This is a genomic window from Streptomyces silvisoli (assembly GCF_029269905.1).
Classification (GTDB): Bacteria; Actinomycetota; Actinomycetes; order Streptomycetales; family Streptomycetaceae; genus Streptantibioticus_A; species Streptantibioticus_A silvisoli_A.
The window spans coordinates 68,704-82,606 of record NZ_JARJBC010000005.1 but is presented as its reverse complement, the minus strand read 5'-3'; the positions used below and the strand labels follow the sequence as shown (position 1 = coordinate 82,606).

Below are 13,903 nucleotides of genomic sequence, written 5' to 3'. Positions count from 1 at the left end.
TTCGGTGGTCAGTCGGTACGGGCCGCGGCCACCATCAACTGCCCCAGCGCCAGGCCCCCGTCGTTGGGCGGGACGCGGTGGTGGCGCAGCACGGTGAAGCCGTCCCGGCGCAGTGCGCGGCAACAGGCGGACAGCAGCACCGCGTTGGCGAACACCCCGCCGGTGAGCGCGGCCGTCTCCAGCCCGTACCGTTCCCGTGCCAGCACGCACAGCCGGTGCACCAGTTCGGCGACCGCCCGGTGGAAGCGCGCGGCGATCAGCCCTGCGTTGGCCCCGGCCCGCAGGTCCGCCGTGACCGCGGCCAGCACCGGTGCGGGATCGGCGACAATTTCCGCGGCCCCGGCCCCGCCGGGGCGCAGCGCGAAGGCGTATCCGGGGGCCTGCGGGTCACCGGCCAGCGCCGCGGCCTCCAGTTCGATGGCCGCCTGGGCCTCGTACCGGGACTGGTGGCACACCCCGGCGAGCGAGGAGACCGCGTCGAACAGCCGTCCCATACTGGAGGTGGGCACACACCCCACTCCGCGCGTCAACTGCCCTTCCAGAACGCGCAGTTCGTCCGGCGGGCAGGCGGCAGTGCAGGGCAGGTCGGGCGCCCAGTCGATCCCGGCGCCGCGCAGATGGGCCAGCGCCATGCGGTACGGGCGGCGCACCGTCGCGTCCCCGCCCGGCAGCGGCGCATAGGCGAGTTGGGCGAAGCGGTGGAACCCGGTGTAGTCGGCGAGCAGCACCTCACCGCCCCACACCGCGCCGTCGTCGCCGTAGCCGGTGCCGTCGAAGGCCACCCCGATGACCCGGCGGGCGCCGTCCAGTCCGCCGTCCGCCATGGCCGACGCGATGTGTGCGTGGTGGTGCTGGACGTACGTCACCGGTCGGCCGTCGGCGTGCCGTCGCGCCCACTGGGTGGAGCGGTAGCCGGGGTGCCGGTCGGCGGCCAGTTGCCGCGGTGTCACCCCGCTGATCGCCGTCAGCTGTCGTACCGCGCGGTCGAAGGCGGTCTGGGTGGACAGGTCGTCCATGTCGCCGATGTGCGCGGACAGCCAGGCGTGCCGTCCCTCGGCCACGCAGAACGTGTTCTTCAGGTCTCCTCCGACGGCCAGCGCGGCCCGCACCGGTACCGGCAGCGTCAGCGGCATCGGCGCGTATCCGCGGGAGCGGCGTACCGGCAGTTCCTCACCGTCGCAGACCCGGACCACCGAGTCGTCGCACGGCACATGGATCGGCCGGTCGTGGTACAGCCAGGCGTCGGCGAGGGCGGCCAGCCGCTCTCGGGCCTCCTGATCGTCGGTGACGATGGGCTCGCCCGCCAGGTTGCCACTGGTCATGACGAGCAGCCGGGGGCCCGGCGGGTCGCCGGGCAGACCCAGTAGGAGGTGGTGCAGTGGGGTGTACGGCAGCATGATGCCCAGGTCGGGGCTGCCGGGTGCCACCGACTCGGCCAACGGTGGCGCGTCCCAGGCGCGTTGGGCGCCCTGGCGGCGGCGCAGCAGTACGATGGGCCGCGCGGCACCGGTGAGCAACTCGCGTTCCCTGGGCCCGAGATGGGCCAGCCGCTGGACGTCGGCGAGGTCCCTGGCCATCAGCGCGAACGGCTTGTCGCCGCGCCCCTTGCGGCGGCGCAGGGTGCTGACCGCCCGCTGGTCGGCGGCGTCGCAGGCGAGGTGGTAGCCGCCGAGACCCTTGACCGCGAGGATCGCACCGCTGGCCAGCAGCCTCCGGGCCCGGTCCAGTGCCCGCCCGCCGTGCACCGGGCGCCTGGCCGGGGGGTCCAGCAGTCTGAGGCGGGGGCCGCAGGCGTGGCAGGCGACGGGCTGGGCGTGGAACCGGCGGTCAGCGGGGTCGGCGTACTCACGGGCGCAGTCCGGACACATCGCGAACCGGGCCATGGTGGTGTTGGCGCGGTCGTAGGGCAGGCCGGTGACGATGGTGAAGCGCGGTCCGCAGTGGGTGCAGGTGATGAACGGATGGCGGTGCCGGCGGTCGGCCGGATCGGCCAGTTCGGCGAGGCAGTCGCGGCAGGTCGCGGTGTCCGGTGACACCAGGGTGCGCGGTGGCCCGCCGGTGCTGGACGGCAGGATAGCGAAGCCGGAGGCGGTGGTCGGCGGCACCGTCTCATGGGCCACCGACTCGACCACGGACAGGGGTGGCGCGTCCACGGCGAGCCGGTCGCAGAACGTCGACAGCAGCCGTGGATCGCCCTGGACCTCGGCCAGCACCCCGTCGGAGGTGTTGGTCACATGCCCGGCCAGGCCCAACTCGTTGGCCAGTGTGTAGACGAACGGCCGGAACCCGACTCCCTGCACCACTCCGCGTACGGTGACCCGGCGGCGCTGTACCGGTGCGGCGCTCGGCGCTGCCTGCTGCTGCGGGGTCACGAGTGGTGGTGGGCGCTGGAGGCGGCCATCACCGGGCGGTGGACCGGTTCGCCGTCCCCGGCGGCCAGTGCCCGGTCGAGCAGGGCGCCGACGCCCTGTCCGGCGCGGGCGGAGGTGAGCAGCACCTCGACACCCGGGTTGACCTGGGCGACGTTGGCGCGGAAGGCCCCCTCGTCGAAGTCCACGGCCCGCGCGATGTCGGTCTTGGTCACCACCACCAGGTGAGCGAGGCCGAAGGCGGTAGGGTACTTGAGCGGCTTGTCCTCGCCCTCGGTGACGGAGGCGAGCACCACGCGCAGTGCCTCGCCCAGGTCGTAGGAGGCCGGGCAGACCAGGTTGCCCACGTTCTCCACGAACAGCAGGCGGGTCGCCTCGGGCAGCCAGCCGTCCAGGTGGCCGGCGAGCATCCGGGCCTCCAGATGGCACAGGCCGTCGGTGAGCACCTGCTTGACCGGCGCTCCGGAACGGGCCAGCCGTACAGCGTCGTTCTCGGTGGCCAGGTCCGCGGTGAGGGCCGCCACCGGCACACCGCGCTCCCGGGCCATGGCCAGTTCGAGCTCCAGTAGTGCCGTCTTGCCGCTGCCCGGGCTGGACAGCAGGTTGACGACGGTGGTGCCGCGGGCCGCCAGATCGGCGCGCAGCAGGTCGGCGTGCTCGTCGTTCCTGGCGAGCACGGCCTGCTGGAGATCAACGACACGGCACATGGCCTCAGCACTCCTCAAGGACGCGTACGGGCTCGGGCTCCTCGGTCCAGCGCACGCTGACGATCCGCAGTTCCCTGCCGGACAGCAGCCGCGCCGAGGACGCCGAACAGGACGGGCACCACAGCTTCGGCGGCATTCCGGTCGGCCACTCGGTGCGGCAGTCGTCGCAGCGGGCGCGGCCCGGCACGGGGTCGGCGATCAGCTCGGCCCCCTCCAATGCCGTTCCCCCGCAGGCGAGTTCGAAGGAGAAGGCCAGCGCCTCCGGTACCACACCGGCGAGTTCGCCGACCTCAAGCCGTACCTGCTGGACCGAGTCGGCGCCGGCGTCAAGGGCGGCGGCGGTCACCTGTTCCACGACCGCCATGGCGATGGACATCTCGTGCATCGGTCTCTTTCCGCCGCCCCGTCCCGACTTCCGTCACGCGTTCCGGCTCTGTCGCCTGTCCGGCGCGGGGGCCGCCAACGGGGCCGTCCGCCGTGCTCCATTACAGGCGGCGGGCAGCGCCCGGCGGTCCCGACGCGCCGCCCGGGTGGCCGGGCGTACGCCGTTCGCCGCAGCCCGCTCACATGGCGCGGATGCGCAGATAGCGTCTGAGGTCGGGCAGGTTGCGGGCCGCGACCATGGCGAGCACTGCCGCCACCGCGGCGCCGAGGGCGATCTTCTTCATGGCTGGGTGTTCCTCTCCGGGTAGGTGCCGTCCGGCACGACCGCCGTGCACTGCTGCTCGTCCCGCACCAGGCGCAGGACCAGGTCCACCGCCTCGTCCACCGCCGCGGCCACCGGTGCGCTCAGCCCGATGCCCTCGTCCACGCTGGCCGGTTCGCAGCCGACGACCAGGACGCGCTCGGGCGCGCTGCCGCCGATGCTCTGCCGCAACGTCTCCAGCAGTGCCAACACAGCGTCCGGGGACATGTGGTGGCCGTCCAGTTGAGGCTGTCGCGGTACCACCGCCTTCGGTGCCGAGGCGTCGATCAGGTGGACGGTTCCGGGTGGCGCGCCGCGCGGCGCGGCGTCGACCAGCAGCACCGTGTGGTAGCCGTCCAGGAGTTGGTACGCCAGGTGCACCCCGCGCACTCCGCTGTCCACCACCTCCACGTGCGGCGGCAGTCGGTGGTCCGCCAGCCGCCGCACCACCTCGACTCCGAACCCGTCGTCGCCGAGGAAGACGTTGCCGACGCCCGCGACCAGTACGCGCTCTGCGGGGTTGGTCATGGCTCCTCCACGGGCTCGACCTCGTCGGGCTGGAAGTACAGGAAGCGTCCCTGCTCGCGGCGCAGGTCCGCGCCCGGATCGCCGTCCACCGTGACCGCCAGGTGCACCATGCCGTCCACGTCGTGCAGTACCGCCTCCACCTGGGCGGTGCGGCCCTGCAGGAACAGGTCCTGGGCGTCGGTGCGGCGCTGCCCGGGGCGCAGCCGCACCCGGCTGCCGGCACCCACCTGGTGGCCGTCCACCACGATCCGGTCGTGGGCGGGGTCGACGGTGGGGTCGCCCGCCGGATCCCACCAGGGCGTGTCGGGCCGGCCCGCGGCGCCGGTGACCTCGCGCAGTGCGCGTACCGCGCCGTGCAGCCGGTCCAGGATCTCCGGGGGCATGGTGTCGGCCAGGTCGATCACCGCGGCGGCCCGGTCGTCGGTGCCGCGCGCCTCCCGCTTCTCCTGTTCGGTCAGCGCGGCGGTGCGCAGGGCCAGGATCTCGTCGATCTCGGTGGCGTCGTAGAGCGCGCCGGGGCTCTCCGGGGCGATCCGCGGATGGTCCTCCAGGATGATCGGCGAGGACAGCAGCACATCGGCGCGGCCGTCCTCCCCGGCCAGCACCGGCCAGGTGTGCTCGTTGCGGCACGACGCGGCGGCGGTCCTGGCCCACTCGGGCGGATCCGCCATCGACAGGAACGATCCGCCGCTGAGCCCCAGCAGCAGATGGGCCGAGACCAGGGAGCGCGGCAGCGCGTCGGCGCGCTCCGCGGCCATGCCGTTCGATGGCCAGTCGGCGGTGTTCTCCACCACCGCGGTCAGCCGGGACACCCGGTACGGGCCGTCGAGTTCGGTGGCGGACAGCCGCAGCAGCCCGTCCACCCGCTCCCGGCGGCGCACCAGGCGGCCGACGGTCCGGCCGTCGACGCGGACCGCCTCGGCATCCTCGTGCGCGGGCCGGGTGAAGGGCAGGCTGACGCCCGCTCCGGCCAACTCGGCCACCGGCACGCTCAGTTCGATGCGCTCCTCGACGCCCTCGTCCCATGGGACGTACACCCGGTCTCCGGCGTCCAGCGAGTCGACGGTCGTGAACCGGCCGTCGGTGCCGAGCCGTTGGACGGTTCTGCGTTGGGCGTGCAGGAAGCGCAGCTCCAGCGAGAGGGTCGCGTCGCGTCGCGGTTCCATCAGGCACTCGGTGCGCTGGTAGGTGTGCTCGGCGCGTCCCGCGCCCCAGGCCGGGGGCACCAGCACCCCGAACTGCCAGCGCAGTTGGTTCTTCGCCGACGAGGCACGGTAGGGGTAGAGCACATAGCCCTCGAACAGCACGGCGTCGGCGACCTGCCGGGCGTGCTGGAAGTGCGAGTCCTGCCGCGGGGTGAGCGTCGGCGCGGTCATGTCGCGACCACCTCGCTCTGGTCCGTCGTCCCGAGCAGGGACCGCACCGTCGCCTCCCAGGAGGGCAGCGCGCGCTGTGAGCGGTACCGCAGCAGTGCGTCCATGGTCTCGTGGGGCAGGCGGATCCAGCCGCAGCCCGGGAAGTGCTGTTCGATCATCTCCCGCCACACCCGTACCGGCATGCGGAACCGTGCCTCCCGGTCCCAGGGCACCGGTTCGGCCCGGAAGCCGCCGTCGCCGGTGAACGCGGTGCCGGAGAACAGCATCAGCAGCGGCACCTCACCGTCCCGTAGTGCCCGGAAGTACCGGGTGGCGGCGATGTCCATGTCGTAGGTGCAGGGCACCACCAGGTCCGTCTCGGTCTGCCCGGTGAACCCCGACACCGTGAACGGGACCTGGGCGAACTGCATCGGGTGCAGTGTGCTGCCCCAGCTGGACGGCTCGCCGAACAGGTCGCGCAACTCGTCGGTCTCGGGCGGCTGGTAGCGGCGGCGGGCCGGTTCGACGCGCAGCTGGCAGCGCAGCGTGAGGGCGTGCACCCGGGCGCCGTCCGCCGCGGTGATCCGCAGCCGGAACACCAGGGCCGGTCCTGGGGCGTAGCGGTCGGCGCGGACGCCGGTGCAGGCGAAGGTCAGTTCGGTCACCGCTGTTCGTCCTTCCGCGGCAGGCGGGCGCGCGCCGCCACCCGGTCGAAGAAGGCGTCCAGTTCGGCGTGCGCCGCCGAGCCGCCGTCGAAGCCCTGCCAGTGCAGCCGCATCCGGCCCACCAGTTGGTAGCAGTCGTCGATCGGCACGAGGTAGCACTCGCCGCGATCCGCCGTGTGGCGCACCAGCAGGGCCTCCACATCGGGTGCGAGCAGTTCCGCAAGCGGTGTGGCGGTGGCGACGGCCTGCCAGGCTTCCGGGTCGAGTTCGCTCTCCGTGGCGCCCGCCGGGCTCGGGTAGAGCGCGACCGGCCGGTCCATCGAGCCGTTGCGGAAGAAGAAGACAACGCTGACCGGAATCCGTAGCTGGGACCAGACGGCCTGCTCGATGCCGGGGCCGGGGTCGGCCAGGTAGCGGTCGGGGACAGTATGGAACCGGCCGACGCCCGCCCCTGGCCGGGTGAACAGCACCGCGCAGGCGTCGCAGGAGCAGGCCAGTGAGCGCTGTGCGGTGTCCGCCAGATGCCGGTGCTCGTCCGGCAGTTGGCGGCCGCACAGCTCGCAGCACTCCGGTGCGGCGGGGGCGGGGGTGAGGAAGCGGCGCAGGCCGGTGGCGGGCGGCGCGCTCACGGCACCTCCGCCGGTCGCGGCTCGGCGTCGGCGTCCCTGGTGCGGGTCGGGCCGATGCGCAGCAACTGCGCTTGTGGTGGCTGGACTTCGACGGCGGTGACTTCGGGCGCCACGCAGGACAGTGTGGCTTCGAGCTGCTCCCTGGCGGCTTCCACGGTCTGGCCGCATCCGGAGCCACCGGCCGGGCGCAACCGGAGGGTACCGGTGGCGCTGTCGAAGTCGGCCGCCTCGAACGGCCGCCCGGCGAGGGCGGCCACGGCCCGGGTCGCCCGGGTCGTGGCGTCCCAGGGGTGCAGTCCGTGCAGCACCAGCAGACCGGCCACCAACTCGTCCTGCAGCAGGGCGGCCAGCGGGCCGTCGGTCTGCTTCGCTGCCAGCGCGGCGACCCGGGCGAGCCCGGCGCCGTAGAAGTCCATCAGGGCGCGGACCAGTTCTTCAGCCGCCTCGGTCGCGGTGGGGTCGCCGGCCCGTGCCAGTCGGTCGAGTACCGCCTCCACCCTCCTGCCGGTGCGCTCCGCGTCGACCGCGCCGTTGGGCGCGCTCATTCGGCGAGGCCGCTCAGCCCGGTGGGCATGTGGGTGTGCCGCATGGTGCGGCCGTTGCCCAGGTACATGTGGACGCCGCACGGCAGACAGGGGTCGAAGCTGCGCACGGTACGCATGATGTCGATGCCCTTGAAGTTCTCCGGCGGGTTCTCCTCGAAGATCGGGGTGTTCTGCACCGCGTCCTCGTACGGGCCCGGGGTGCCGTAGCTGTCGCGGACGCTGGCGTTCCACGGGGTCGGCGGGTAGGGGTGGTAGTTTGCGATCTTCCCGTCCCTGATCACCATGTGGTGGGAGAGCACACCGCGTACCGCCTCGCTGAAGCCGCAGCCGATGCTCTCGTCGGGCACCTCGAACTTCTCCCAGGTCTGGGTGCGTCCGGCCCTGACCTCCTCAAGTCCCATCTCGGCGAAGTGCAGTGCCATCGCCGCGCTGTATGCCTGGAAGTAGGTACGGGCGCGGTTGCGTTCGATGGTGTTGCTCCAGCGCGGGATCTTCCACTCGAAGGTGGTCTCCGGCTTGGTCATGGAGCGCGGCAGGTTGATCACCACGCTGTTGCCGGTGGCCTTGATGTAGCCGATGTCCACCAGGCCGGACAGCGCGGTGGACCACAGCCGGGCCAGCGGGCCACCGCCGGTGTCCAGTGCCAGGTGGTCCTTCCCGTCGAACCAGCGCGGGGACATCACCCAGCTGTACTTGTCGGAGAAGTCGCGTTTCTGCGGGGCCGGGATGGTGTGCTGGTTCCACGGGTGGCGCGGGTCGATCGGGTTGCCCAACGGGTCGTGGGTGACGAAGAGTTCCTGGCCCTCCCAGTCCTGGTAGTAGGAGCTGCCCAGCAGGATCCGGATGCCGAGGTTGATCTCCGTCAGGTCGTTGGTGACCAGCTTGCCGTCCACGATGATGCCCGGGGTGACGAACATCCGACGGCCCCAGTCGGACATGTTGCGGTAGGTGAAGTCACAGTACTCCGGGTCGTTCATGGCCCCCCAGCAACCGAGCAGTACCCGGCGCCGCCCCACCTCCTCGTACCCGGGCAACGCCTCGTAGAAGAAGTCGAACAGGTCGTCGTGGAGCGGCACGACACGCTTCATGAACTCCACGTACCGCATCAACCGGCTGAGGTAGTCGGTGAACAGCTGGACCGAGGCGACCGTGCCCACTCCGCCCGGGTACAGCGTGGACGGGTGCACGTGGCGCCCCTCCATCAGGCAGAACATCTCCCGGGTGTAGCGGCTGACCTGGAGCGCCTCCCGGTAGAACTCCCCCTCGATGGGGTTGAGGGCGCGCATGATGTCGGCGATGGTGCGGTAGCCGTGGTCCGCGGCGTGCGGGGCCTCGGTGCGCTCGGCCTGTTCCAGTACGCCGGGGTTGGTCTCCCGCACCATCTTCTCGCAGTAGTCGACCCCGACCAGGTTCTCCTGGAAGATGTTGTGGTCGAACATGTACTCCGCGGACTCACCGAGGTTGATGATCCACTCGCCCAGGTGCGGCGGCTTGACGCCGTACGCCATGTTCTGCGTGTACACCGAGCAGGTGGCGTGGTTGTCACCGCAGATACCGCAGATCCGGCTGGTGATGAAGTGCGCGTCCCGCGGGTCCTTGCCGCGCATGAACACGCTGTACCCGCGGAACACCGACGAGGTGCTGTAGCACTCGGCGACCCGTTTCTGCTTGAAGTCGATCTTCGTGTGGATACCCAGGCTGCCCACGATCCGGGTGATCGGATCCCAGGACATCTCCATCAGGCCGTCCCCGGCCGCCTTCGTCGTCGGTGCCATTGTGTGTGTCGCGCCCTTCTACGAGCCTGGGTTACTGGTCATCAAACGAGGTGGGAAGGCAACGCCCCTGGGGGCGGGGCGGGTTCAGGCGGGTGGGTGGTACCCGGTCGTCAACTCACGTCCGGTACGCCGCCACTTGGGCTCCTTGTCCACGGTCTTGGCGGTGATGGTGCGCAGCTTGCGGATCACCCCGCCGTAGGTGTGGCTGGCGGCACTGGACACCTTGCTGCCGGGCGGTGCGTCCATGAACGGCATGAACTTGTCGGGGAAGCCGGGCATCGTGCAGGCGATGCAGATGCCGCCCACGTTGGGGCAGCCGCCGATTCCGTTCATCCAGCCGCGCTTGGGGACGTTGCACTTGACCACCGGTCCCCAGCAGCCGACCTTCACCAGGCACTGCGGCGAGTTGTAGGACTCCGCGAACTGCCCCTGCTCGTAGTACCCGGCGCGGTCGCAACCCTCGTGCACGGTCGCCGTGAAGAGCCAGGTGGGGCGGAGCTTGTCGTCCAGCGGGATCATCGGCGCGGACCCGGCCATCTGGTACAGCAGATAGGTCAGGGTCTCGGCGAAGTTGTCCGGCTGGATCGGGCAGCCGGGCACACACACGATGGGGATCCCGGCCTTCGACTTCCACTCCCAGCCGAGGTAGTCGGGCACGCCCATGGCACCGGTGGGGTTGCCCGCCATGGCGTGGATGCCGCCGTAGGTGGCGCAGGTACCGATGGCGACCACGGCGGTGGCCTTGGGGGCGAGCCGGTCGATCCACTCGCTGGTGGTGATGGGCTGGCCGGTGTCCGGGTTGTCGCCGAAGCCGCACCAGTACCCCTCGGCCTTGACCTTCTCGTTGGGGATGGAGCCCTCGATGACCAGCACGAAGGGGTCGAGCTCACCGCGCTCGCCCTTGAAGAACCACTCGATGAAGGTGTCCGCGCCCTGCACCGGACCGCATTCGAAGTCGATCAGCGGCCAGTGCATCACCACCTTCGGCAGGCCCGGCAGGACCCCCAGGGCGATCTCCTCGATGCTGGGCTGCATCGCGGCGGTGAGCGAGACGGAGTCACCGTCACAGCTCAGGCCCGCGTTGATCCACAGCACATGGATCGGCGGGGTCTCCTCGCCGCCCTGTGCGGGCCCGTGGCCGGTGTCAACGGCGGTCTGCGATGCAGCCATCTGGAGGCCTCCTGGGAAGTCAACGGCACGGACACAACTACAGACTGGGCATATGCCGCAATTCGGTCTTGGCTCTTCCTACCAGGCGAGCGGCTGTTCCATGCCCCGAGCGGGACCAATCCAGTGACGGCCACCAGCGGATCGCGCAGAGGCGGCGCGCAGGTGGGGCGGAGTGTCCTGCGGCGGCTCCTTGCGGACGAAGGCCCGCCGCAGGGCGTGGTAGGGGGCCGCCGGGTCGAAGAAGTCACGGCGCATCCGGCTCAGCTCCTCCTCCCGGTAGACGCCCAGCGGCTTGACGTCCTCCTCGCGCTCGCGTACCGCCTTCTTCTCGGCGATGTACCGCTGGGTGCGCGGCATCGAGGCGAGTTGCGCGGCGAGCCTGGCCACCTCGGCGGCGAACTCCCCGGGCGCCTTGCGCAGCACACGGTCCACCAGGCCCAGCCGGTGCGCCGCCGCCGCGGTGACCGGCAGCGCCCGCTGGGTCAGCCGCTCGGCCATGGCCTGTCCCACCCTGCGCGGCAGGGTGTACGTCCAGTACTCGGAGCCGTACAGGCCCATCAGCCGGTAGTGCGGGTTGAGCACCACGCCGTGCCGGCACCACACCTGGTCGGCCGCGAGCGCCAGCATCGCTCCGCCCGCTCCGGCGTTGCCGCCCAGGGCGGTGACCACCAGCCGGTCGGTGGTGGTCAGCACCGCCTCGACCAGGTCGTCCAGCGCGTTGATGTTCGCCCAGGACTCCTCGGCCGGGTCCGCGGCGGCCTCGATGACGTTCAGATGGATGCCGTTGCTGAAGAAGTCCCGGGGACCGCCAAGCACCACCACGGAGGTCGGCCGGGAGCACGCGAAGTGGTAGGCGGCGAGCAGGCGTTGGCACTGGTCGGTGCTCATCGCGCCGCCGGGGAAGGAGAACCGCAGGAAGCCGACCGCACCCTCCTCGTGGTAGCGCACGTCAGTCCAGGTCTCACGGTGCTCGGGCATCCAGGCGGGGGCGGGGATGTCCGGCAGGGCGGGCAGCCGGTCGCCCAGCGCGAGCGTGGCGGGCAGCTTGAACGTCGCCCGGCCGCCCGGCCGGCGCCGCGGACGCAGCTGCGGGATCCACACCGCGCCGTCCACGGTGGCCCGGCAGATCGCGCCCGCCCGGGTGGCCAGCAACTGGCCGGGGCGGCCTCTCAGGACGTCCTCCGGGTAGCCGCCGTGCAGGTACCACTCGTCGCCGAGCAGTTCGTCCAGCACTCCGGGCTGCGAGTCGGCGGCGCGCAGTCGCCGCAGCACCGCCGTGGTCGGGGTGGTCTCCCAGTCGATACGGCGCACGCTCTGGTCGCAGTACGGCCGGATCCGCGCCTCCTCGGCACGCTGCGCCCGCGGCGTGTACGTGCCCGAGGCGAAGCGGTGTACGGCCAGCAGCACCGCTTCCAGCGCCGCGTCGCCGACCTCGTTGCGGTACAGGTCGCTCTTGGCCACCGGCGGCATCGGGCACGGCACCGAGGCCCACACCTCCCCGGCGTCCATCTCCGCCTCCGCCCGCAGCACCGTCACGCCCCAGGTCTCGGCGCCCTCAAGGACCGCCCAGTCCAGCGACGAGGGGCCGCGGTCGCCGACCGGTCCCGGGTGCACGATCAGGCAGGTGTGCGTCGACCAGACGTCGCGCGGGATCGCGGACTTCAGCATCGGGGCGATCACCAGGTCCGGCGTGTGGCGCCGCACCGCCTCCCGTAGCGACTCGTCGCCCAGCGCGAGTTCCACCGCCACCGTGTGGCCACGGTCGCCGAGTTCCCCGAACACCCGTTGCGTCAGGCTGTTGAACGCGCTCGCGATCAGCAGGATGTGCACCGCAACCTCCCGTGCGCCCGCCGCGTGGCGCTAGACCCTGGCCCGCCATGGCGATCATGCCGCTCCACCCGCCGCCGCCCCGGTCGCCCCGCCCGGCGGATCACCCGGTCAGCGGTCCATACGGTGGTCCGGTTTCCCGTCCACAGGTCTTGACAGGTGATGTGCACGCTGGGTTACATGACCGTGCGCAAGGCTGACCGAATGTTCGGTCGGCAACCGCGGTGTACGGAGTGCGGGGAGGCAGGGATGAGCAGCGACCTGACCGCTGCCACGGGTCCGCGGCGGCGCCTGGGCGAGGCGCCGCCGGTGGAACTGCTGGACGACGGTGAGCGGTTGAGCCGCGCCGAGCTGACGAGCCTCCAACTCGCCAGGCTGAAGGCCACGTTGCGGCACGCCTACGACCATGTCGAGATGTACCGGCGCAAGTTCGACGCGGCCGGAGTGACGCCACAGGACTGCCGTACGCTGGCGGACCTCGCCCGGTTCCCGTTCACCACCAAGGCCGATCTGCGCGAGCACTACCCGTTCGGTACTTTCGCCGTGCCCATGGCCGAGGTGCGCCGTCTCCACGCCTCGTCGGGGACCACCGGCCGCCCCACGGTGGTCGGCTACACAGAGCGCGATCTGTCGGTCTGGGCCGATGTCGTCGCCCGCTCGATCCGGGCCGCCGGAGGCCGCCCGGGCCACAAGGTGCACATCGCCTACGGCTACGGCCTGTTCACCGGCGGCCTGGGCGCCCACTACGGTGCCGAGCGGGCCGGATGCACGGTCATCCCGGCCTCCGGCGGCATGACGGCCCGCCAGGTGCAGATCATCGTGGACTTCCAGCCCGAGATCATCATGGTCACCCCGTCCTACATGCTCACCCTGCTCGACGAGTTCGAACGGCAGGGCGTCGACCCGCGCGGCACGTCGCTGCGGGTCGGGATATTCGGCGCGGAGCCGTGGACGGAGGAGATGCGGCGCGAGTTGGAGGACCGGCTGGATCTGCACGCGGTCGACATCTACGGGTTGTCGGAGGTGATGGGGCCCGGGGTGGCCCAGGAGTGCGTGGAGACCAAGGACGGGCTGCACGTCTGGGAGGACCACTTCTATCCGGAGGTGGTCGATCCGATCACCGACCAGGTGATGCCCGGCGGGGAGAGCGGCGAGCTGGTGTTCACCTCGCTCACCAAGGAGGCGATGCCGGTCATCCGCTACCGCACCCGGGATCTGACCCGGCTGCTTCCCGGTACGGCGCGTCCGGCGTTCCGCCGGATCGAGAAGATCACCGGCCGCTGTGACGACATGATCATCCTTCGCGGGGTCAATGTCTTCCCGAGCCAGATCGAGGAGATCGTGCTGGGCACGCCCGGGGTCGCGCCGCACTTCCAGGTGCTGCTCAGCCGTCGCGGCCGGATGGACCACATGACGCTGCGCGTCGAGGCCCGCCCGGACCTGGCCCCACCGCTGCGCGCCACCGCCGCGACGGCCATCGCCCAGGGCGTCAAGGACGGCGTGGGCGTCACGGTGGAGGTCACGGTCGTGGACCCCGGCACGCTGGAGCGCTCGTTGGGCAAGATACGGCGCGTGGTCGACCGACGCACGGTGTAGGCACACGGAGCCGATGGGCGACGGGTGACGTCGCGACCGCCGGTGCCCGGGC

At 71.5% G+C, this 13,903-nt stretch carries 13 protein-coding genes; 1 reads left to right on the top strand and 12 read right to left on the bottom strand.

The window, feature by feature from the left end; genetic code table 11:
• Positions 1-8: 8 nt before the first annotated feature.
• The 12 genes from hypF to P3G67_RS10155 form a co-directional block, all read right to left on the bottom strand.
• A complete protein-coding gene (hypF, locus tag P3G67_RS10205) occupies positions 9-2,372 on the bottom strand; it encodes a carbamoyltransferase HypF (RefSeq protein ID WP_276093138.1) in 2,364 nt (787 codons plus the stop codon).
• Positions 2,369-3,076, bottom strand: a complete 708-nt coding sequence (gene hypB, locus P3G67_RS10200; protein ID WP_276093137.1) for a hydrogenase nickel incorporation protein HypB — start codon at positions 3,074-3,076, stop codon at positions 2,369-2,371. Before hypB ends, hypF begins: the two co-directional genes overlap by 4 nt.
• A 4-nt stretch (positions 3,077-3,080) precedes the next feature.
• Positions 3,081-3,461 (bottom strand): hydrogenase maturation nickel metallochaperone HypA/HybF, encoded by a 381-nt coding sequence (locus tag P3G67_RS10195; protein WP_276093136.1) that lies wholly within the window; start codon positions 3,459-3,461, stop codon positions 3,081-3,083.
• A gap of 178 nt (positions 3,462-3,639) precedes the next feature.
• Positions 3,640-3,744 (bottom strand): DUF6893 family small protein, encoded by a 105-nt coding sequence (locus tag P3G67_RS36005; RefSeq protein ID WP_391858230.1) that lies wholly within the window; start codon positions 3,742-3,744, stop codon positions 3,640-3,642.
• Positions 3,741-4,289, bottom strand: a complete 549-nt coding sequence (locus P3G67_RS10190) for a hydrogenase maturation protease (protein WP_276093135.1) — start codon at positions 4,287-4,289, stop codon at positions 3,741-3,743. Before P3G67_RS10190 ends, P3G67_RS36005 begins: the two co-directional genes overlap by 4 nt.
• Positions 4,286-5,665, bottom strand: a complete 1,380-nt coding sequence (locus tag P3G67_RS10185) for a hypothetical protein (protein WP_276093134.1) — start codon at positions 5,663-5,665, stop codon at positions 4,286-4,288. Before P3G67_RS10185 ends, P3G67_RS10190 begins: the two co-directional genes overlap by 4 nt.
• A complete protein-coding gene (locus P3G67_RS10180; protein WP_276093133.1) occupies positions 5,662-6,309 on the bottom strand; it encodes a DUF6084 family protein in 648 nt (215 codons plus the stop codon). The genes P3G67_RS10185 and P3G67_RS10180 overlap by 4 nt, the downstream gene beginning before the upstream one ends.
• Entirely contained in the window at positions 6,306-6,938 is a 633-nt protein-coding gene (locus P3G67_RS10175) for a DUF5947 family protein (RefSeq protein ID WP_269858268.1), read from the bottom strand. Before P3G67_RS10175 ends, P3G67_RS10180 begins: the two co-directional genes overlap by 4 nt.
• On the bottom strand, positions 6,935-7,483 hold the full coding sequence (locus tag P3G67_RS10170) for a hypothetical protein (RefSeq protein WP_276093132.1): 549 nt from the start codon (positions 7,481-7,483) through the stop codon (positions 6,935-6,937). Before P3G67_RS10170 ends, P3G67_RS10175 begins: the two co-directional genes overlap by 4 nt.
• A complete protein-coding gene (locus P3G67_RS10165; protein WP_269858266.1) occupies positions 7,480-9,258 on the bottom strand; it encodes a nickel-dependent hydrogenase large subunit in 1,779 nt (592 codons plus the stop codon). Before P3G67_RS10165 ends, P3G67_RS10170 begins: the two co-directional genes overlap by 4 nt.
• A gap of 84 nt (positions 9,259-9,342) precedes the next feature.
• Positions 9,343-10,428, bottom strand: coding sequence for an NADH-quinone oxidoreductase subunit B family protein (locus P3G67_RS10160; protein ID WP_276093131.1), 1,086 nt, complete (start codon positions 10,426-10,428; stop codon positions 9,343-9,345).
• Positions 10,429-10,506: 78 nt separating this feature from the next.
• Complete coding sequence (locus tag P3G67_RS10155) at positions 10,507-12,258, bottom strand: enoyl-CoA hydratase-related protein (RefSeq protein WP_276093130.1); 1,752 nt, start codon at positions 12,256-12,258, stop codon at positions 10,507-10,509.
• A 246-nt stretch (positions 12,259-12,504) separates the two neighbouring features.
• On the opposite strand from P3G67_RS10155, the gene paaK reads away from it, so the two are divergent.
• Entirely contained in the window at positions 12,505-13,851 is a 1,347-nt protein-coding gene (gene paaK, locus P3G67_RS10150; RefSeq protein ID WP_276093129.1) for a phenylacetate--CoA ligase PaaK, read from the top strand.
• Positions 13,852-13,903: the final 52 nt, after the last annotated feature.